The organism is Arhodomonas sp. SL1 (assembly GCF_052060015.1).
Lineage (GTDB): Bacteria > Pseudomonadota > Gammaproteobacteria > Nitrococcales > Nitrococcaceae > Arhodomonas.
Map to the genome: position 1 here is coordinate 33767 of NZ_JBPODZ010000012.1, position 20349 is coordinate 54115.

Sequence of the window (20349 nt, forward strand, 5' to 3'; positions counted from 1 at the left end):
CGTGGCCATCCGGCTGACGGAGCAGGCCCGGGAGTGGATCTGTCACCGCGGTGGCCGGGTTACGGTGCGGCTGTCACCGCGTCACGGTTGCTGTGGGGGCGGGGCGCGGGTGGCCGTTGCCGAGGCCGCTGCGCCAGCGAATCCGGCGGCGTTCGTGCACGAGGAATGCGAGGGCGTTTCCGTGGCCCTGGATCCGGATCTCGCCGGTGAGGACCTGCTCATCGATGTGGAAGGAATGCTGGGGCTGAAACGGCTCTTCGTCGAGGGGAGCAGCCCGAAACGACTCAGGGAGTAATGGCATGTTTGATCATGTTTTGGTTGCTGTGGATTTCTCCGAGGCGTGGCCAATGCTCCGGCGGCGCCTGCAGCGGCTGAAGCCGTGGGGCGTGGAGCGGATCACCCTCGTGCACGTACTGAGCAGTCGCTATCCTGCGACCCCGGAGGAAAGCCACCGGGGCTACTACGAGAGGCGGCTTGCGGAAGAGGCCGGTACCCTGGCGGAGGATGGCTGCCGTGTCGAGCAGCAGGTGTGTATCGGCGAGCCCGGGGCCGAGGTCACCAACTGCGCCACGGAGGTGGGCGCCGATCTAGTATTGCTCGGCTGCCGTGGCCATAGTCGTGTCTATGAGTTCCTGCTGGGCAGCACCGCGTTGGATGCGGCCCGGCTCACGCCAGTCCCCCTCTGGCTGGAGCCGGTGGACGGTAAGCGGCCCGAGACAGACACCCGGCTGTTGATGCTGGCCACCGACGGCTCGGGCGCCGTCGCGGGGGCCGAACGCGTTGCCACATTGCTGGCGCCGAGGTTTCAGCGTGTCCTCGCCGTTACGGCAACCTGCGCCTCCGAAGGCTGTGACCGCGAGATCGCCGACGCCCAGCAGCATCTGGACGGGCTGGCCGGCGCCATCGACGGTCTGGAGACCCGTGTGCTCGACGGGGACCCCCGACGGGTGCTCGTGGAGACGGCAAAGCAGGAAGATGCGGACCTGGTGGTGATCGGCAAGCGCGGCCGTAACCGCATCGGTGAGCTGTTGCTCGGGAGCACTGCCGAGGCCGTATCCCGTGGGGCCCATTGCCCTGTGTTGGTGGTGCCCGGGCGGTGAGGGGTACACGCGGTCCGCCAGTCGGTGGCCGCACGCCCGGGTGGGCATACTAGGATAGGAAAGGGAATCGTGGCCGGCGGGCCTCTCCCTCAATCACAGCAAGACCAGGAGGTTGGTCATGGAACAGCGTGAGATCGTGCTCTGCCACCCGGTGCGTACCGCCATCGGCACCTACGGCGGCACCCTCAAGGACGTGCCGGCTACCCGTCTCGGTGCCGTTGCGGTAGGCGAGACGATACGGCGGGCCGGGCTCGAGCCCGCTCAGGTACAGACCCTGGTGATGGGTAACGTCATCCAGGCCGGCAACCGCATGAACCCGGCCCGCCAGGCCGGCGTTGGGGCGGGGCTGCCGGTGGAGGTGCCGGCGATGACCGTCAACCGCGTCTGTGGCTCCGGCGCTCAGGCCATCGTTACCGCGGCGCTGGAGGTGGGCGCGGGCATGATCGACTGCGCCGTCGCCGGCGGCATGGAGAACATGGACCGGGCCCCCTACCTGCTGCCGACCGGTCGCTGGGGCGCCCGCATGGGGGATGCCACCGTCTACGACAGCATGCTCCTGGACGGACTGAATGACGCCTTCAGCGGCAAGCATTCCGGCTGGCATACCGAGGACCTGGTTACCCGCTACGAGGTCTCCCGGGAGGACCAGGACCGCTGGGCGGCGCGTTCGCAGCAACGCTTCACCGCCGCCCAGGAGAAGGGCCTCTACGAGGCCGAGATCGTCCCCGTGGATATCGAGACCCGCAAGGGCACGGTCCGTTTCGAACGCGATGAGCACAATCGCGGTGACACCACCGAGGAGTCACTGGCGCGGCTGAAGCCCGCCTTCCGCAAGGATGGCACCATCACCGCGGGCAATGCCCCGGGCCTCAACACGGCGGCCGCCGCCATGGTAGTGGCGGGGCGGGATTGGGCCGAGCGCAACGGCCTGAAACCGGTGGCGCGGCTGGTCTCCTACGGCGTCGCCGCCGTGGAGCCGGATTACTTCGGCATCGGCCCGGTCCCGGCGGTGAAACAGGCCCTGGACCGCGCGGGCTGGAGCGTCGGCGACCTGGAGCGCGTGGAGATCAACGAGGCCTTCGCCGCCATCGCCCTGGCGTGCCTGCGTGAGTTGGGTATGAACGAGGATGTGGTCAACCCAGAGGGCGGCGCCATCGCCCATGGCCACCCCATCGGCGCCACCGGGGCCGTCCTGACCACCCGCCTGCTCCACGGCATGGAGCGTGACGGCCTCCGCCGTGGCGTCGTGACGATGTGCATCGGTGGGGGGCAGGGCATCGCGCTCGCCCTGGAGCGCCTCTGACGGGCTACCCAGCCGCGGCGCATGGGGGTAGGGAGGTCCGCTCCGTGCGGACCTCCTCCGGCCATCACCTCGTAGCCCGGCGTTCATATCTTTGTCATTTCCAACGGCTACACTCCGCTCCCGAGTCGCCCGGTCATGCCGGGCCACGTTGCCAGGCCCCGACCGAGGGGCAATCTGCCCGACGTCAATGAGGAGTCAGCTGATGCAGACCTGGAAGACGACCGCCATCGCCGCGGCTACTGCTGTCACCCTGGGGGCCGCGACCGGCGCCCAGGCACGGGATCAGATCCGTATCGTGGGCTCGAGCACGGTGTATCCGTTCGCGAGCTACGTGGTTGAGGAATTCGGTGCCACCACCGAGTACCCCACTCCCGTGATCGAGTCCACCGGCTCGGGTGGTGGCATCCGGCTGTTCTGCGAGGGCGTGGGCCTGAGTACGCCGGATATCACCAACGCCTCGCGGCGCATGAAGCCCAGTGAGTTCGACCGCTGCCAGGATAACGGGGTGGAAGACATCACCGAGGCGATGATCGGCTCCGACGGCATCGTCCTCGCCCAGAGCGTGGATAACGAGCCGCTGGCGCTGACCCGCGAGCAGGTGCTTCTGGCCGTGGCCGCCAAGGTCCCCCAGGACGGTGAGCTGGTAGACAATCCCTACACTAATTGGAACGAGATCGATTCGAGCCTGCCGGACCGCGAGATCGAGATCCTCGGCCCGCCGACCACCTCCGGCACCCGCGACGCCTTCGAGGAGCTGGTGATGGAGGCCGTCAGCGAGGAGGTAGGCTATCCCAAGGAGTACAGCACCGTACGCTCCGACGGCGCCTACGTGGATTCCGGTGAGAACGACAACCTCATCGTCCAGCGCATCCGTGAGAACAAGGAGGCCGTGGGCGTGTTCGGCTACAGCTTCCTCGAGGAGAACACCGATACCATCCAGGCCGCGAGCATCGACGGTGTCGAGCCCACCCCGGAGAATATCTCGGAGGGCGAGTATCCGGTGGCCCGGAGCCTTTGGTTCTACGTGAAGAAGGACCACGAGGGCCAGGTCCCGGGTATCGGCGAGTACGTCGGCCTGTTCATGGATGACCTGATGATCGGATCCGATGGCCTGCTCCGCGACGTCGGCCTGATCACCCTGCCGGACGATGTCCGTGCCGAGTGGCAGCAGCGCGTCGCCGATCGCGTCGAACTCCAGCGCAGCGACCTGGAGTAGGCTGATCCGGTGGGGGCGGTGACTCGTCCGCCCCTACCGCTGCGATCCCTGTCGCTAGCCGGCAGGGGTCTTTTTTGTAGCCATTCCGTATGACGTTTATTCTTCGCCTGCCGTCGCACTGGCGGCTCGGAATATAGGCCTGCTCCAGGAGGGCGTCTTGAGCATAGGCGAGACCTTACTGCTGTTCATCGGGGGCCTCGTCCCCCTCGGCTACGCCGCCTATTATCTGGGTCGGCGCAAGGCCGTGGCCACGGTGGCCGGCGGGGTGCGCATGCACTCGCGGCCCCAGCAGTACGGTTGGTACTCGGTGGTATGGATGGCGCTGCCCGCCATCAGCGTCGCCATCGCTGCCTCGCTGTTGAGCCTGCTCGGGGTCGTCACCCCACCCCGTGAGCTGGTCCTGCTCATGGCGCTGGTTACCGCCGCAGCGGGGCTCGCCACGGGGCTGCGGGTGATTCGTCCCAGTCTGCGGGCCCGCAACACCCTGGACAATCTGATCCGTTGGTTGCTGTTGGGAGCGGCCCTGATATCCATCGTCACCACCGTGGCCATCGTGTTGTCGGTGGTCTTCGAGGCGATGCGATTTTTCCGGGAAGTCAGCGTCTGGGAGTTCATCACCGGGACCGTCTGGTCCCCCGGCGATACCTTCCTGGAGGCGGCGGGCCGTGCCGATGAGGTGGGCGAGTCGGGTGCCGCCTTCGGTTCGGTGCCGCTGTTCGCCGGCACCTTTATGGTAACGGCCATCGCCATGCTGGTGGCCGTGCCGGTGGGTCTGTTCTCCGCGATCTTTATGTCCGAATACGCCAGCCACCGGGTGCGGGGCATGGCCAAGCCGATGCTGGAGATCCTGGCCGGCATCCCGACGGTGGTCTATGGCTTCTTCGCCGCGATAACCGTGACGCCGGTGGTGGTGAGCGTGGCGGGTTTTTTCGGGCTGGACGCCTCCTATAGCAATATCCTCTCGCCGGGCATCGTGATGGGGATCATGATCATTCCATTCATCTCTTCGCTGTCCGACGACGTAATCAACTCCATCCCCCAGAGCCTGCGCGAGGGTGCCTATGCCCTGGGCACGACGCACTCGGAGACCATTCGCCACGTGGTGTTGCCGGCGGCGTTGCCCGGCGTGATCTCGGCGTTCCTGTTGGGGGTCTCCCGGGCGTTGGGCGAGACCATGATCGTGGTGATGGCCGCCGGGGTGCGGCCGAACCTTACTTGGAACCCCCTTGAGGACATGACCACGGTCACCGTGAACATCGTCTATTCGCTGACCGGCGATCAGGCCTTCGATAGCCCCCAGACCCTCTCCGCCTTCGCCCTGGGGTTGGTGCTTTTCATCGTCACCCTGACCCTGAACCTGATCTCGGCGATCATGGTGCGGCGGTTCAAGCAGAGCTACGACTGAGCGAGTGCGTTAGCCATGGCAAGACTCACCGGTTCCGTCAATGACCCGCGGCTGCGAGCACGCTATCGCGCCGAGCGCCGCTTCCGGTTGTACTCGATCTCCGCGTTGCTGTTGGCGCTCGCGATCATCGTCACCTTCTTCACCAATATCATCGGACAGGGCTACACCGCGTTCTGGCATGGCGAGGTACAAGTCACGCTGGACTACAATGATCGGGCGGCTCGAATCGGCCGTTTCGCCCTGGACGAGGATATGCGGGAGATCGCCTCACGGGGTGCAACCCGGTCCATCCCCCTGGAGATGAAGAACGATCCCTCGCTGGCGGGGACCACGGCAGAGAAGTGGGTGCCGGTGCGCGGCGATATCGACCAGTATCTCAAGGGGAACAAGGCGTTGGAGTCGGAGCTGCGCGAGCGAGTGGAGGCCCTGCGCGAGGGCGGGACGTTGCGCAGCAGCTTCAACATGCGCTTCTTCACCGCCGGCGACTCCAAGCTCCCGGAGCTGGCGGGCATCCTCTCGGCGGTGGTGGGCTCGCTCTACGTGCTCTTCGTCACGCTACTGTTCGCTTTCCCGGTGGGGGTGATGACGGCGGTGTATCTCGAGGAGTTCGCCCCCGACAACCGCTTCACCCAGGCCATCGAGGTCAACATCAACAACCTCGCCGCCGTGCCTTCCATACTCTTCGGTTTGCTGGGCCTGGCGGTGTTCATCAATTTCTTCGGCGTGCCGCGGTCCTCGGCCCTTGCCGGCGGGTTGACCCTTGGCCTGATGACATTGCCGATCATCATTATCTCCACGCGGGCGGCGCTGCGCGCGGTGCCGGATCCGGTCCGCCTAGGGGCATTCGCCATGGGCTGCTCACGCTGGCAGGTGGTGCGCGATCATGTCCTGCCCATGTCGCTGCCCGGGATCTTCACCGGCACCATCATCGGGCTCGCCCAGGCCATGGGGGAGACGGCGCCGCTGATCATCATCGGCATGATCGCTTATATCCCGGAGGCGCCGACGAGCCTGCTGGAGTCCGCTACGGTGTTGCCGGCGCAGATCTTCACCTGGGCGGGCGAGCCGGAGAAGGCCTACGTCGAGAAAACCGCCGCGGGCATCATTGTGCTGCTTACGGTGCTGCTGAGCATGAATGCCGCGGCGGTGCTGCTGCGCCGCAAGTTCGAGCGCCGCTGGTAGCGGCAGGGAGAACCCATGTATTCTGAAACGACACTGGAGCAGGGACAGGGACCCGAGGTTGTGGTGACCGAATCACCGGAGCAGCGCACGGAGCCGGCGACGGACGCCGTGGCGAGTAAGATCCGGGTGGGGGATCTCAACCTGTGGTACGGCGAGACCCAGGCGCTGTTCAATCTGAATCTTGAGATTCGTGATCGCCGGGTGACCGCGTTAATTGGCCCGTCGGGCTGCGGCAAGTCATCGTTTCTGCGCTGCATCAACCGAATGAATGACCTCATCCCGGGGGTTCGCGTCGAGGGCCGGCTGGAGCTGGATGGCGAGGATATCTACGACCCGAGCGTCGATGTGGTTCAACTGCGCGCCCATGTGGGCATGGTCTTCCAGAAGCCCAACCCCTTCCCTAAGAGCATCTACGAAAATATCGCCTATGCGCCCCGTCTGCATGGGCTGGCGTCGTCGCGCGCGGCGCTGGACGATCTGGTGGAGGGGTCGCTCAAGCGCGCCGGGTTGTGGAACGAGGTCGCTGACCGGCTGCACACCCCCGGTACGGAGCTATCCGGTGGTCAGCAGCAGCGGCTGTGCATCGCCCGGGCGATCGCGGTGAATCCTGAGGTGATCCTCATGGATGAGCCGGCCTCCGCACTCGACCCGATGGCGACGGCCACCATCGAGGAGCTCATCGATGAGCTCAAGGAGAACTACACCATCGTCATCGTCACCCACAACCTCCAGCAAGCGGCGCGGGTGGCGGACTACACCGCGTTCTTCCACCTCGGGCGCGTGGTGGAGTTCAACGACACCGATACGCTGTTCACCAACCCGCGTGAGCAGAAGACCGAGGATTACATCACCGGCCGCTACGGCTGAGACGGTCGGTGGGAGAGGGCCGAACATGGTGGACAAGCGATCGATTACCCAGCACATATCCCAGCAGTTCAACGAGGAGCTCGAGGAGATCCTCAACCGCGTGATGGCCATGGGCGGGCTCGTGGAGCAGCAGCTCAATGACGCGCTCACTGCGCTTGTCGAGGGGGATACCGACCGCGGTGAGCGGGTGGTGACCAGCGATTACAAGATCAACGCCATCGAGGTAGAGCTCGATGAGGCCTGCACCCAAGTGCTGGCAAGACGCCAGCCTGCGGCCAGCGACCTGCGCTTGGTGTTGGCGGTGATCAAGACCATCACTGACTTGGAGCGTATCGGCGATGAGGCGGAGCGCATTGGCCGGATGGCGCTGCACCTGCTGGAGGCCGATCGTCAGCAGAGCCCGATGGACGAGATCGAGGCGCTCGGCGAACACATCAAGCATATGCTGCGAGGGGCCCTGGATGCCTTCGCCCGCATGGACGCGGAGCAGGCCGCGCGCGTGGCCCAGGAGGACATCACTGCCGACGCCCAGTACGACAGCATCATGCGGCACCTGATGAAGTACATGGAGGAGCACCCGAAGTCCATCTCGCCGGTGATGGACGTGATGTGGTCGGCACGCTCCCTCGAGCGCATCGGTGACCGCGCCCGCAACATCTGCGAGTATGTCGTCTACTTCGTGCGCGGCAAGGACGTCCGCCACACCAGCTTCGAGCAGATGGCCGCCGAGGCCACCGGCGACCGCCGGTAACCCACAGCGGTTCCTGCTCCCTGCTGTAGGCGTGCGGCCCGCGGGCGAACCGTTCGCCTGCAGGCAGGCTCTTACGGCGGGGCGTTTCGGGTGTAGGAGCACGCCTTGCGCGCGAACCGTTCGCCTGCAGACAGGCTCCTACAGCAGGGGTAGGGCGGACGAAGGCCGGAGGCCGTAGTCCGCCGAAGGATGGCCGGCACGAAGAGCCGGTTATTCCCCCAGCAGCAGGAACTCCAGCAAGGCCTTCTGGGCGTGCAGGCGGTTTTCGGCCTCGTCCCAGACCAGGCTTTGTGGCCCCTCCAGTACCTCTGCGGTGACCTCCTCGTCGCGGTGGGCGGGTAGGCAGTGCATGAACGCAGCGTCGTCCGCGGCATGGGCCATAAGCGCCGCATTTACCTGGTAGGGGCGGAAGGCGTCCAGGCGCTGCTGCTGCTCGTCCTCGAAGCCCATGCTCGCCCAGACGTCGGTGACCACCAGATCGGCGTCACGGACCGCTTCGACCGGGTCGGCAACGACTTGAATGCGTTCTCCGTCGATCCCGCTATCCTGGGGCGCGTATTCGGCCGGGCAGCCGATGCGGAGCCCGAAGTCAAAGATCTGTGCGGCGCGGATATAGGAGCGGCACATGTTATTGCCGTCACCCAACCAGGCCACGGTGCGCCCGCGGATGTCGCCGCGATGCTCGATGTAGGTCTGCAGGTCGGCAAGCAGCTGACAGGGGTGGGCGTCGTCGGTGAGACCGTTGATCACCGGCACTCGGGAGTACGCGGCAAAGCGGGTGACGTTGTCGTGGGCCGCGGTGCGGATCATGACCACATCCACCATCCGCGAGAGGACCCGGGCAGTGTCCTCGATGGGCTCGCCCCGGCCGAGTTGGGTGTCCCGCGGTGAGAGGAAGATAGCACTGCCGCCGAGCTGGGTCATGCCCGCCTCGAAGGACACCCGGGTGCGGGTGGAGGACTTCTCAAAGATCATCCCCAGCACCCGCCCGCGCAGCGGCTCATGGGGCGTGCCCTCAGTGTGCACGCGCCGCAGTTCCGAGGCGCGCCGGAGGATGCCAAGGAGCTCTTCGGCGCTGCAGTCCTCCAGGGTCAGGAAATGTCTTGGCTGCATGCTCGTTGTGCCTCACTGCCGGAACGAAAAAAGGCAGCCCCGGCGGCTGCCTTCGGTTCCGGATTATAGGGAGCGCCGCGGGGGGCGGCAACCGCCCCCCGCGCGGCCGCTCAGGAGTTGTAGTTGTCGTTGACGAAGTCCCAGTTGACGAGGTTCCAGAAGGCCTCGAGGTACTTCGGCCGGGCGTTACGGTAGTCGATGTAGTACGCGTGCTCCCAGATATCGCAGGTCAGCAGCGGCGTGACGCTGGTGTCGGTGAGCGGGGTCTGGGCGTCGTCGGTCTCGCGGATCTCGACACTGCCGTCGGCGTTCTTGACCAGCCAACCCCAACCGGAGCCGAAGTTCGCGGCGGTCTTCTCGTTGAACTCCTTCTTGAAATCCTCGAAGGAACCGAACGCCTGCTTGATGGCGTCGGCTACCGGGCCATTGGGCTCGCCGCCGCCGTTGGGGCTCATGGAATTCCAGTAGAAGGTGTGGTTCCACACCTGGGCCGCCTGGTTGAACAGGCCCCCGCTCGCCTTGCGGATGATGTCCTCGAGGGGCATCTGCTCGAATTCCGTACCCTCGATGAGCGCATTGGTCTTGTCCACGTACGTCTGGTGATGCTTACCGTAGTGGTACTCGAGGGTCTCCTGGGAGATGTAGGGCTCGAGCGCATTCATCGCATAGGGGAGTTCGGGCAGTTCGATCTTCATGGGTAGCTCCTGTGCGCTATGGCTTTCGTGCGTTGATCGTTGGCTTGCCGGATGCCGAAGTCTAGACAGCCCGCGTTGCGCAAGGCAACACCGTATTCTCGGGGTGGGGATGGCGGCCAGGGAGTTCAAGCCCGCCCCCGCGCTTGCGGGGGCGGGTAGGGACGGTCAGTGGCGGGTGAGCTGGTCCCGCAGGTGGGCAAAGGGATGGTGCGTGGCGCCGGTGTCACCGCGACGGCGCCCGCCCTCGCCAGCGGCGCCGGCATCATGGCCGGGTGGGCCGGACTCGGCCTCGTGGGCCTCCTCCCAGGCCTCGACGACGAGCTCGTCGAAGCGGTTGCCCTGGATATCACGGTCCTGGAGCTTGCGGGGATCCCAACTCTTGATCGCCATGCTTTCGTCCTCCTATGCAGGGTTCCCAGTAGATAAAATTAGCCAATACCGGCGCGCCTGCCACCGCGGACCGATGAGCGTGTCCGTTTCTGTGGCATCATCGGCACTGGAGACGTGATCCCCACGGCGCAAAAGGATGGTCATGCCAGCGCTTTCCCCCATCGATCTGCACTGTCACAGCACGGCCTCGGACGGCGTCCTCTCGCCCGCGGACGTAGTGGCCCGCGCCGCCGTCAACGGTGTGCGGGTGTTGGCGCTCACCGATCACGACACGGTCGCCGGGTTGGAGGAGGCGGGGAAGGCGGCGCAACGCCTTGGCGTACAGCTGGTGTCGGGCTTGGAGCTCTCGGTCGCCCGACCCGGTGGGGATCTGCATGTCGTGGGCCTGGGTGTGGATCCCGCCGATGCAGGATTGCGGCGGTTGCTGGCCGCTCAGGCGTCGGCCCGGCGGGAACGCGCCGAGCGGATCGCGGGGAAGCTCGCCGATGCGGGAGTGCCCGACCCCCTGGCCGGGGCCGAGCGCGAGGCCGGTGGTGCGGATATCGGCCGGGTGCATTTCGCACGCCATCTGGTCGCCACTGGCATGGTGGAAACGCTGCCCGCGGCGTTCCGCCGCTACCTGGCCGGCGGCCAGCGGGCCCACGTGGCGACACGCTGGGTGGACATGGCGGAGGGTATCGCGGTCATCCAGGCCGCCGGTGGCCGTGCCGTGCTCGCCCATCCGACCCGCTATGGCCTCAGCGCCGGTGCCCTGAGCCGCGCCTGTGAGCAGTTCGCCGCCGCCGGCGGTGACGCCATCGAGGTAATCGTCGGCGGCGGTGGGAGCGGTGATCGGGATGCCGCCCGGCGCCGTGCCCAGCGGTTGGGCCTGATGGCCTCCCAGGGATCGGACTTTCATGACCCCACCCATAGCTGGCGCGACCTGGGCCATCTCGGCCGCTTGCCGCCGGACCTACCGCCGGTATGGCAGGGATGGCCCGATGTGGAGGCGGCCCTGGCGTGGGAGCGGGAAGGGATTCCGGCGGAGGGGTGAAACCCTGGTCAGTCGTTTTCCGGCGGCAGGTGGCAGCAGACGCGCCCCTGTTCGTCGAAGCGTACGCGGCAGTGGCGGATCAGGCGCTTGCGCAGGCGTTGGCGGGCGCGGAACAGCCGGGTCTTCACGGCACCCACCGTTAGGCCGCGCTCGGCGGCGTAAATGCGTTGGGGGGTGCCCGCGAGATCGCAGTGGCGGATGATCTCCCGGTCCGTCTCCGGCAGGTCGGCGAGATTGCGCTCGAGACAGGCGCTCAGCGTGTCCACCGGCGGGGTGTCCGGGTCTTCATCGGCGAGGTCTTCGGGAACAGGCTCAAAAGGACGGCCGCGGCGCTCCCGGTCCACCGCGGCATTGCGCGCTACCCGGAACAGCCAGGCCCGGGGGCGCTCCAGCCGGCAGAAACCCTCGCCCTCGTGCATGGCGCGCAGGAAGACCTCCTGGAGGAGGTCTTCGGCGGCGTCGTGGTCACCGAGGCGGTTGATCAGGAAGCCGCGTAGCTCCCGTTCGTGGTCGTGCCAGGCCCCGAGGACGCAGCCATAGGACGGTGCCTCGACGGGATCCTCCTCGGGGTCATTCCGTTGTATCTGTAACCTTTCGGCCATTGCTGCGTCCTCTTCAGTGAGAGGCCTGGAAGGGCCGTGTTCGGAATACAGGCAGCAAGAGGTTTCGGATGTTCGAGATCTTCACGGTGATCGCCGATTGGCTCGCCTACGGCATGCTCGGGCTGGAGCCCGCCAGCCGACTGGGCGCCGCGGTGCATTTCTTCATCGAGGATACCACCAAGATCTTCGCGTTGCTGGTGGTGATGATCTATGTCATCGCCATGGCACGCGCCTCGCTGGACCTCGAGCGGGTGCGGGCCTATCTGCACAAGCGTCACCGACTGGCCGGCTATTTCTTCGGCTCCGGGTTCGGTGCGGTTACGCCGTTTTGCTCGTGTTCGAGCATTCCGCTGTTCCTCGGGTTCACCAGTGCGGGCATCCCGCTGGGCATCACCATGGCCTTCCTGCTCACCTCGCCGGTGATCAACGAGGTGGCGGTGGTCATGCTCTGGGGGTTGCTGGGCTGGAAGTTCACCCTCGCCTATGTGGCCATCGGCATGGCCGTGGGCATCATCGGCGGCATGCTGCTGGACGCGATGCGCGCCCACCGCTGGTTGCAGGACTTCGCAGCGAAGGCGTATCAACAGGCACAGGCCGCGGCGCCGCAAGGCAGCGACGACAGCGGGGAGCCAGTGCCGGCGAAGCGGCTCACCCTTGGAGACCGGCACGCCTTTGCCCGGGACGAGCTCAAGGAGATCGTCGGGCGCATCTGGAAGTGGATCTTCATCGGCGTCGGTCTCGGCGCGGGGCTCCACGGCTTTGTCCCCGAGGGATGGTTCGCCGCCAACCTGGGTGCCGGGCAGTGGTGGAGTGTGCCGGCGGCGGTGGTGGCCGGCTTGCCCCTGTACTCCAACGCAACCGGGGTCATCCCGGTGCTGGAGAGCCTCATCGGCAAGGGGCTGCCGGTGGGGACCACGCTCGCTTTCTGCATGAGCACGGTGGCGGCGAGCCTGCCGGAGTTCACCCTGTTGAAACAGGTGATGCAATGGCGGTTGCTGGCCACGGTGTTCCTGATCCTTCTGATTAATTTCACGATAATGGGGTGGGTGTTCAACGGCATCGCGCCCTGGCTTTCCATTGGAGGTGCATGATGAAGATCGAAGTGCTGGGTACCGGCTGCAAGAAGTGCGTCAACACCGCGGAGCAGATCAGTGAGGCGGCCGAGTCGTTGCACGTAGAGGCGGAAGTCGAAAAGGTCACCGACCCGGCAGTGATCATGCGTTATGGGGTAATGGCCACCCCGGCGGTGGCCATCGACGGCAAGCTGGTCCACAGCGGCTCCGTCCCCGACCGGGAGACCATCGAGGGCTGGCTGCGCGGCTGACATTTGCGGAGCGATCCAGCCGTGACGATATGATGTGCCCGGGCCCGTCGGAGGCGGGTCGGGCCTTTATGATTCCGGAATGGCGTCCCGATGTTGGGCCGCGCACAAACGAAGCGAGGAGGGGTAATGCGGACCATGGGGTTGTCGGCGGTGTTGGCGGCGGCGCTGGTGGTGACGGTAATGGCCGGCCCGGCGGCGGCCGCGGAGCTGCGCATCGCCGCGGCCTCGGACTTGAAGTATGCCCTCGCGGAGATCGCCGAGGGGTTTCGGGCGGAACACCCGGACGCACGGATCGATGTCATTTACGGCTCTTCGGGCAAGTTCGCCACCCAGATCCGTAACGGCGCGCCGTTCGATCTCTACTTCTCGGCCGACATCGCCTACCCCCGCTCCCTCCACGAGGAGGGCTACACCGGCGGCCCGCCGCGGCCGTACGCGGTGGGCCGGGTGGTGCTTTGGGTCACCCAGTCGGGGCTGGAGGGGCTGTCCCTTGCCGGGTTACCCGAGCAGGAAGAGATCCGCAAGTTAGCCATCGCCAACCCGCAGCATGCCCCCTATGGCAAACGCGGCAAGGAGGCGTTGGAGCATGCGGGGGTCTGGGCGGAGATACAGCCGCGGTTGGTGATGGGCGAGAACATCGCCCAGACCGCACAGTTCGTCGACAGCGGTGTGGCGGAGGCGGGTATCGTGGCGTTGTCCCTGGTCAAGAGCCCACCCCTGCGCGATAAGGGGTCGTGGTCGCTGATCCCGGCGGAGTGGCACCAGCCGCTGGAGCAGGGTTATGTCGTCACTGCCCGTGGCGCGGACAACCCACTGGCGGGGGCCTTCGCGGAGTACATCGCCGACGAGTCCGCCCGGGCGGTGATGCGCCGCTACGGTTTCGCACTGCCGGGGCGGTGAGTCCGTGAGCGCCGCGGATTGGTCGGCCCTGTGGGTCACCCTAGAGCTTGCCGCGCTCACCACCGTGCTGTTGCTGGTGGTGGGTACGCCGCTGGCCTGGTGGCTGGCCCGGACGTCCTCCCGTGTGGCGGTGGCGGTGCAGTCCGTGGTGGCGCTGCCGCTAGTGCTGCCGCCGACGGTGCTCGGCTTCTACATGCTCGTGGCCCTGGGCCCCCAGGGTCCCATCGGTGGCGCCCTGGAGGCCCTGGGCGGGTATCACCTCGCGTTTACCTTCGAGGGCCTGATCATTGCCTCCATGCTCTATTCGCTGCCGTTCATGGTGCAGCCGCTGGAGAACGCCTTCTCCTCGGTGGCCTCCGGTTTGACCGAGGCCGCGGCGACCCTTCGGGCCGGTCCCTGGGATGTCTTCTTCACGGTGGTCTGTCCGCTGGCCCGCCGCGGCTTTCTCACGGCGGTGACACTGACCTTCGCGCATACGGTCGGCGAATTCGGAGTGGTGCTCATGGTCGGCGGCAATATCCCGGGCGAGACCCGCGTCCTCTCCATCGCCATCTATGACCATGCCGAGGCCTTCGACTACGCCGCTGCCCACACCCTGGCCGGCGGCCTGCTGGTGGTCTCCTTCCTGCTCCTGCTCGGGGTCTACGCCGTCAACCGGCGCTATCAGGTGATGCGGCTGTGACGGTCCTGCACGGCAGTGGGGATCTCCGGCTCCGGTTCCTTTGGCGCCGCGGGGGGTTCGCCCTGGATGTGGATCTGACCCTTCCCGGCAGCGGTGTCACCGCCGTGTTCGGCCCCTCCGGGTCCGGCAAGACTACCCTGTTGCGGTTGATCGCTGGCCTTGAGCAGGTGCCCGGCGGCTATGTCGCGGTTGACGGCGAGACCTGGCAGGGGGGGGCGTGTGTCGTACCCGTGCACCGTCGCCCAGTCGGCTACGTCTTCCAGGATGCGCGCCTGTTCCCACACCTCAATGTGGCCGACAACCTAGAGTACGGGCGCCGCCGCAGTACCGCGGCCATGGATGAGTCGGGCCTGGCGCATGCCATCGAGCTGTTGGGCATCGGCCATTTGCTCGAGCGCATGCCTTCCGGGCTCTCCGGCGGCGAGCGCCAGCGGGTCGCCATCGCCCGAGCCCTGGCCCTGCGGCCCCGCCTGCTGCTGATGGACGAGCCGCTGGCCGCGCTGGATGCGGAACGCAAGCGCGAGATCCTACCGTACCTCGAGCGGCTGCGTGGCGAGCTGGATGTTCCCATGCTCTATGTGAGCCATTCCCCCGACGAAGTGGCGCGGTTGGCGGATCACCTGGTGGTGTTAGAGCAAGGGCGCGCGCTTGCCAGCGGTCCCTTGCGGCAGATCTTGGCCCGGCTCGACCTGCCCATCCGGCTCGGCGACGATGCCGGGGTGGTGCTCGATGCCGTGGTGGGGGCCGTGGACCGGGGCTGGCACCTGATGCGCCTCGACTTCGCCGGCGGCGCGCTATGGGCCCGGGACCACGGGGTGGCTGCCGGCCGGGCCGTGCGGGTTCGGGTGCTGGCCCGGGATGTCAGCCTCGCCCGGCAACGGCCGGCTCCGAGCAGCATCCAGAACGTCCTGCCGGGGCAGGTGGATGCCCTCGGGGACGAGGAGCACCCGGGGACCATGCTGGCCCGGGTGCGGGTGGGCGAGGATTTGCTGTTGGCGCGGCTGACGCGCCGGGCGGCGGCTTCCCTGGGGATCGCCCCGGGTGCGGACGTATGGCTGCAGGTGAAGTCGGTGGCACTGCTGGAATGACGGGGTCCGTCCCCCGACCGAGAGGGTTCCTCCGGTGGCGTCCGATGGCCGCCGCACACGTGTGGGCCCATCTCGTATAGACTTTGGCGGAAACGCATATTGAGGAGGAGTCCAGCATGTCCGTTCGTGAGATCCCCATGTACATCGACGGTGAGGCCGTCGCTTCCCGCAGCCAGGATTGGCGCGATGTGCTCAATCCGGCCACCCAGGAGGTGGTGGCCCGGGTCCCGTTCTGTACCGCCGAGGAGGTGGATCGGGCGGTGGCCAGCGCCAAGGCCGCCTTCCGGGAATGGCGCCGGGTGCCCTTGGCCAAGCGCCAGCGCATCATGCTCAAGTTCCAGGCCCTGATCCGCGAGCACAGCGAAGAGCTGGCGGCACTGATGACCGAGGAGCACGGCAAGACCCTGCCCGACGCCGCCGGCGAGGTGGGCCGTGGGCTGGAGGTGGTGGAGCATGCCTGTTCGATCACTAGCCTGCAGCTCGGCGAGCTCGCCGAGAACGCCGCCAATGAGGTGGATGTCTACACCATGCACCAGCCCCTAGGCGTGGGGGCCGGCATCACCGCCTTCAACTTCCCCGTGATGCTGCCCTGTTTTATGTTCCCGCTGGCCATCGCCACGGGTAACACCTTCGTGCTCAAGCCCTCGGAGCAGGATCCGAGCTCCACCATGCGTCTGGTCGAGCTCGCCCACGAGGCGGGCATCCCGCCCGGGGTGCTCAACATGGTCCACGGCGGCCCCGATGTGGCCAACCAGATCGCCGACCACACCGATATCAAGGCGCTGTCGTTCATCGGCTCCACCCACGTGGGCACGCTGCTGTACAACCGCGCGGCGGCGGCGGGTAAGCGCATGCAGTCGATGATGGGGGCGAAGAACCACTGCGTGGTCATGCCCGACGCCAACCGCAGTCAGGCCATCAACAACCTGCTCGGCTCCGCCTTCGGTGCGGCCGGACAGCGCTGCATGGCCAACTCCGTGGCGGTGCTGGTGGGTGAGGCCCGGGAGTGGCTGGACGACATCGTCGAGGGTGCGCGCAACATGAAGGTGGGGCCGGGTACCCAGCGCGACGCCGACCTCGGGCCGCTGGTCTCCCCGGCGGCCAAGCAGCGTGTTGAGGGTCTGATCGCCACCGGCGCAGAGGAGGGGGCGAGCCTTTTGGTGGACGGCCGCGGCTACGAGGTGGACGGTTACCCGAACGGCAACTTCGTCGGCCCGACGGTGTTCGCCGACGTGACCGCCGAGATGACCATCTACCGCGAGGAGATCTTCGGGCCGGTGCTTTGCGTGGTGAGCGTCGATACGCTGGATGAGGCCATCGAGTTCATCAATGCTAACCCCAATGGCAACGGCACCGCCATCTTCACCAATTCGGGCTGGGTGGCCCGGCGCTTCGAGACCGATATCGACGTGGGCCAGGTCGGGATCAACGTGCCGATCCCGGTCCCGGTGGCCTACTTCAGCTTCACCGGTTCCCGTGCCTCCAAGCTCGGTGATCTCGGCCCCAATGGCAAGCAGGCCATCACCTTCTGGACCCAGACCAAGACGGTGACCGCCCGCTGGTTTGAGCCGGAGAACGTCTCCAGCGGGATCAACAGCACCATCTCGCTGCGCTGATCCCGGAGCGGCAATGCATGGGCCCCGGCTTCCCCACGGGATGCCGGGGCCTTTTCCGTGCCGGGGACCGATAGCGGCCCGAGTCAGCCCGCCGGGTCGGTGGCCTCCCGCTGTGCCTCCAGGGCCTCCCAGCGCTCGTAGGCGTGGGCCAGCTCCGTTTCCAGACGCTCCAGTTCCGCCTTGAGCTCGGCCACCCGATCACCCTGGTCGCCGCTGTAGAGCGCCGGGTCGGCGAGGGTGTTCTGGGTCTCCTCCAGCTCCGCTTCCAGCGATTCGATCCGACCGGGGAGGGCGTCGAGCTCGCGCTGGACTTTGTAGGAGAGCTTGCGGGGCCGGCGTGCCGACGCCTTCCCGGGCTCCGGCTGTCGGGTCGGCGTGGACTGCTTCCCGGTGTTGCCCGCCACCGGTGCCTCGCGGCGCTGACGCAGTGCGCTCTCCCAGTCGCTGTAGCCCCCCACGAACTCGCTGATGCGCCCGCCACCCTCGAACACCAACAGGCTGGTGACGGTATTGTCGAGGAAGCGCCGGTCGTGACTGACCAGCAGCACCGTGCCCGGGAAGGCGGCGATACGCTCCTCAAGCAGCTCCAGGGTCTCGATGTCGAGATCGTTGGTGGGCTCGTCCATGACCAGGATGTTGGCCGGCTCGGCGAACAGCCGGGCCAGCATCACCCGGCTGCGCTCACCGCCGGAGAGCGCCGAGACCGGCGTGCGTGCCCGCTCGGCGGGAAAGAGGAAGTCGCCGAGGTAGCTGATCACGTGGCGGCGCCGGCCGCCCACACTGACGTGGTCGCTGCCGCCGGCGACGTTGTCGATGACGCTGGCGTCCTCGTCCAGGGCGCCGCGGTGTTGGTCGAAGTAGGCCACCTGGAGGTTGGTGCCCAGTCGCACGCGGCCGCTGTCGGGGGCGAGCTCGCCGAGCAGGAGCCGCAGCAGGGTGGTCTTGCCCGCGCCGTTGGGCCCCACCAGGCCCACCCGGTCGCCGCGCATCAGCAACGTGGAGAAGTCCCGAACAACTGGATCGCCGTCGTAGGCGAAGGAGATGTGTTCCGCCTCGGCGACCAGCTTCCCGGAGCGCTCGGCCTCTTGGATGTCGATCCGGGCCTGGCCCATGCGTTCGCGGCGTTGGGCGCGCTCGCGGCGCATCGCCTCCAGGTTGCGGACCCGCCCCTGGTTACGGGTACGCCGGGCCTTAATCCCCTGACGGATCCAGCGCTCCTCCTGGGCGAGCTTGCGGTCGAACTCCGCGTTGGCCTTTTCCTCGGCGGCCAGGGCCTCGGCCTTGCGCCGCTCGTAGTCGGCGTAGCTGCCCGGCCAGCTGGTCAGCCACCCGCGATCCAGCTCCACGATGCGGGTCGCCACGCCCTCGAGGAAGCGCCGGTCGTGGCTGACGATGACCTGGGCGCAGTCCAGCCCCCGCAGGAAGCCTTCCAGCCAGTCGATGGTGGCTACATCCAGGTGGTTGGTGGGCTCGTCGAGGAGCAGCACGTCGGGCCCCGCCACCAGGGCACGGCCGAGCAGGGCGCGCCGGCGCACCCCGCCCGAGAGCTCCGCGAACTCGGTATCGGCGGGTAGGGCCAAGTGCTCCAGCACCGTCTCCACCCGGTAGGCGGTCTGCCAGGCGTCCCGGGCCTCGAGCTGATCGTGGAGGCGCTGGAGCTCGCCGGCAGCGCCCTCGTCACCGGCGGCGAGCCGGGTCGCCGCCTCGTGGTGGCGGCGCACCAGCGCCGCGGTGTCCCCGAGGCCGGCGGCCACCACGTCGAACACCGAGCCGGTGAGCCCCGTCGGGGCTTCCTGGTCGAGGAGCGCTACCCGAAGATCACGGCGATGCTCGAGCTCGCCGTGGTCCGGCTGTATCCCGCCGGCGAGGACCCGCAGCAGGGTGCTCTTGCCGGTGCCGTTGCGTCCGATAAGCGCCACCCGTTCCCCCGCATCGAGAACGAAGTCGGCGCCGTCGATCAAGGTCCTCGGGCCGAGGGTGACAGTGGCGTTGCGTAATTGCATCAACATTGCGCCATTGTACCGTGCCGCTGCCGCATTGCGTGACCGGCGGTGCCCGGGCATGCTGTCTGACCGGTAGCAGTGAGGGCGGTCCATGACCCCGGAGAGCGTCGAGCACCCCTATGCGCGACTCGGCCCGGACACGGTTCTGGACGCGCTGGAGTCCGTGGGCTTCCCCGTGGATGGCCGGCTGTTGCCCCTGAACAGCTACGAGAACCGGGTCTACCAGGTGGGCGTCGACGATGGCCGCCGGGTGGTGGTGAAGTTCTACCGTCCGGAGCGCTGGAGTGATGCGGCCATCGCCGAGGAACACGACTTCGCCGAGGCCTTGGTGGCCCGGGAGATCCCGGTGGTCGCGCCGATCCGCCATCGCGGCGAGACCCTGCACCGATACGCCGGTTTCCGCTTTGCCGTGTATCCAAACCGCGGTGGGCGCGCGCCGGAGCTGGATGATCCGGACACCCTCGAGTGGCTGGGCCGGTTTATCGGCCGGATCCACGCGGTGGGCGAGACGTGCAGCTTCCAGCACCGCCCCCGGCTCGACCCTACCGCAGGGGCTAGCGCCCGCGACTACCTGCTAGCGACGGACTGGGTCCCCCCTTATCTCCGTCCGGCCTACGAGAGCGTTACCGAGGACCTGCTCGCCCACATCGACGCAGCGTTCTCCCGCGCGGGGACGGTGCGCTACATCGGCATTCACGGGGACTGTCACCCGGGCAATGTGCTCTGGACCGAGGAGGGGCCGCATTTCGTGGATCTGGACGACTGTCTCACGGGCCCCGCCGTCCAGGATCTTTGGATGTTGCTCTCCGGCCCCCGGGAGGAGATGACCGTACAGCTCTCCGACGTGCTCGCCGGCTACGAGGACTTCCGTGACTTCGACCGCCGCGAGCTGCATCTCGTCGAGGCCCTGCGCAGTATCCGGGTGATGCGCTATGCGGCCTGGCTCGCCGAGCGCTGGGAGGACCCGGCCTTTCCGCGGACCTTCACCTGGTTCGGCGATGAGCGCTACTGGGAGGAGCACCTCCTGGGACTGCGCGAGCAGCTGGCGGCCCTCCAGGAGCCGCCCTTGGTGGCCTGAG

21 protein-coding genes are annotated in these 20349 nt (G+C 67.2%); 16 read left to right on the plus strand and 5 right to left on the minus strand.

What is annotated here, in order from left to right; all coding sequences use genetic code 11:
• The first annotated feature begins 1 nt into the window (after position 1).
• From ACQ754_RS14195 to phoU, 8 genes are all read left to right on the plus strand, one after another.
• Complete coding sequence (locus ACQ754_RS14195) at positions 2-295, plus strand: CC/Se motif family (seleno)protein (RefSeq protein WP_440997694.1); 294 nt, start codon at positions 2-4, stop codon at positions 293-295.
• 4 nt (positions 296-299) lie between these two features.
• Positions 300-1100 (plus strand): universal stress protein, encoded by an 801-nt coding sequence (locus tag ACQ754_RS14200; protein ID WP_440997695.1) that lies wholly within the window; start codon positions 300-302, stop codon positions 1098-1100.
• Positions 1101-1218: 118 nt separating this feature from the next.
• Positions 1219-2403 (plus strand): thiolase family protein, encoded by a 1185-nt coding sequence (locus tag ACQ754_RS14205; RefSeq protein WP_440997696.1) that lies wholly within the window; start codon positions 1219-1221, stop codon positions 2401-2403.
• A gap of 202 nt (positions 2404-2605) precedes the next feature.
• Positions 2606-3619: a PstS family phosphate ABC transporter substrate-binding protein gene (locus tag ACQ754_RS14210; RefSeq protein ID WP_440997697.1), complete on the plus strand. Its 1014-nt coding sequence runs from the start codon at positions 2606-2608 to the stop codon at positions 3617-3619.
• Positions 3620-3776: 157 nt separating this feature from the next.
• A complete protein-coding gene (pstC, locus tag ACQ754_RS14215; protein WP_440997698.1) occupies positions 3777-5024 on the plus strand; it encodes a phosphate ABC transporter permease subunit PstC in 1248 nt (415 codons plus the stop codon).
• Positions 5025-5039: 15 nt separating this feature from the next.
• On the plus strand, positions 5040-6206 hold the full coding sequence (pstA, locus tag ACQ754_RS14220) for a phosphate ABC transporter permease PstA (RefSeq protein WP_440997699.1): 1167 nt from the start codon (positions 5040-5042) through the stop codon (positions 6204-6206).
• 15 nt (positions 6207-6221) lie between these two features.
• Complete coding sequence (gene pstB / locus ACQ754_RS14225; RefSeq protein WP_440997700.1) at positions 6222-7073, plus strand: phosphate ABC transporter ATP-binding protein PstB; 852 nt, start codon at positions 6222-6224, stop codon at positions 7071-7073.
• A gap of 28 nt (positions 7074-7101) precedes the next feature.
• Positions 7102-7824, plus strand: coding sequence for a phosphate signaling complex protein PhoU (gene phoU, locus ACQ754_RS14230; protein WP_440997730.1), 723 nt, complete (start codon positions 7102-7104; stop codon positions 7822-7824).
• Positions 7825-8034: 210 nt separating this feature from the next.
• Here the strand turns inward: phoU and argF are convergent, their stop codons facing one another.
• The 3 genes from argF to ACQ754_RS14245 all read right to left on the minus strand — a co-directional run bounded on the left by argF (position 8035) and on the right by ACQ754_RS14245 (position 10022).
• Positions 8035-8937, minus strand: coding sequence for an ornithine carbamoyltransferase (gene argF / locus ACQ754_RS14235; RefSeq protein WP_440997701.1), 903 nt, complete (start codon positions 8935-8937; stop codon positions 8035-8037).
• Positions 8938-9047: 110 nt separating this feature from the next.
• Entirely contained in the window at positions 9048-9632 is a 585-nt protein-coding gene (locus ACQ754_RS14240) for a superoxide dismutase (RefSeq protein ID WP_440997702.1), read from the minus strand.
• Between the two features lie 165 nt (positions 9633-9797).
• The gene (locus ACQ754_RS14245; RefSeq protein WP_440997703.1) at positions 9798-10022 is read right to left on the minus strand and encodes a hypothetical protein; all 225 of its coding nucleotides are present in this window, start codon (positions 10020-10022) and stop codon (positions 9798-9800) included.
• 142 nt (positions 10023-10164) lie between these two features.
• Here ACQ754_RS14245 and ACQ754_RS14250 point away from each other — a divergent pair, with 142 nt between their 5' ends.
• Complete coding sequence (locus tag ACQ754_RS14250; RefSeq protein ID WP_440997704.1) at positions 10165-11055, plus strand: PHP domain-containing protein; 891 nt, start codon at positions 10165-10167, stop codon at positions 11053-11055.
• A gap of 8 nt (positions 11056-11063) precedes the next feature.
• Here ACQ754_RS14250 and ACQ754_RS14255 read toward each other — a convergent pair whose 3' ends face one another.
• Positions 11064-11657 (minus strand): sigma-70 family RNA polymerase sigma factor, encoded by a 594-nt coding sequence (locus ACQ754_RS14255; protein ID WP_440997705.1) that lies wholly within the window; start codon positions 11655-11657, stop codon positions 11064-11066.
• Between the two features lie 68 nt (positions 11658-11725).
• Here ACQ754_RS14255 and ACQ754_RS14260 point away from each other — a divergent pair, with 68 nt between their 5' ends.
• The 6 genes from ACQ754_RS14260 (at position 11726) to ACQ754_RS14285 (ending at position 17267) form a co-directional block, all read left to right on the plus strand.
• Complete coding sequence (locus ACQ754_RS14260) at positions 11726-12748, plus strand: permease (protein WP_440997706.1); 1023 nt, start codon at positions 11726-11728, stop codon at positions 12746-12748.
• Positions 12745-12981, plus strand: a complete 237-nt coding sequence (locus tag ACQ754_RS14265; protein ID WP_440997707.1) for a thioredoxin family protein — start codon at positions 12745-12747, stop codon at positions 12979-12981. Before ACQ754_RS14260 ends, ACQ754_RS14265 begins: the two co-directional genes overlap by 4 nt.
• 135 nt (positions 12982-13116) lie before the next feature.
• Positions 13117-13881 carry a molybdate ABC transporter substrate-binding protein gene (gene modA, locus ACQ754_RS14270; RefSeq protein ID WP_440997731.1) on the plus strand — a complete coding sequence of 255 codons (765 nt, stop codon included), beginning with the start codon at positions 13117-13119 and terminating at the stop codon, positions 13879-13881.
• Positions 13882-13885: 4 nt separating this feature from the next.
• Complete coding sequence (gene modB, locus ACQ754_RS14275) at positions 13886-14563, plus strand: molybdate ABC transporter permease subunit (protein ID WP_440997708.1); 678 nt, start codon at positions 13886-13888, stop codon at positions 14561-14563.
• Positions 14560-15651: a molybdenum ABC transporter ATP-binding protein gene (gene modC / locus ACQ754_RS14280; RefSeq protein ID WP_440997709.1), complete on the plus strand. Its 1092-nt coding sequence runs from the start codon at positions 14560-14562 to the stop codon at positions 15649-15651. The genes modB and modC overlap by 4 nt, the downstream gene beginning before the upstream one ends.
• Before the next feature lie 116 nt (positions 15652-15767).
• Entirely contained in the window at positions 15768-17267 is a 1500-nt protein-coding gene (locus ACQ754_RS14285) for a CoA-acylating methylmalonate-semialdehyde dehydrogenase (RefSeq protein WP_440997710.1), read from the plus strand.
• An 83-nt stretch (positions 17268-17350) separates the two neighbouring features.
• Here the strand turns inward: ACQ754_RS14285 and ACQ754_RS14290 are convergent, their stop codons facing one another.
• Complete coding sequence (locus ACQ754_RS14290) at positions 17351-19276, minus strand: ATP-binding cassette domain-containing protein (RefSeq protein WP_440997711.1); 1926 nt, start codon at positions 19274-19276, stop codon at positions 17351-17353.
• A gap of 85 nt (positions 19277-19361) precedes the next feature.
• On the opposite strand from ACQ754_RS14290, the gene ACQ754_RS14295 reads away from it, so the two are divergent.
• The gene (locus tag ACQ754_RS14295; protein WP_440997712.1) at positions 19362-20348 is read left to right on the plus strand and encodes a serine/threonine protein kinase; all 987 of its coding nucleotides are present in this window, start codon (positions 19362-19364) and stop codon (positions 20346-20348) included.
• Position 20349: the final 1 nt, after the last annotated feature.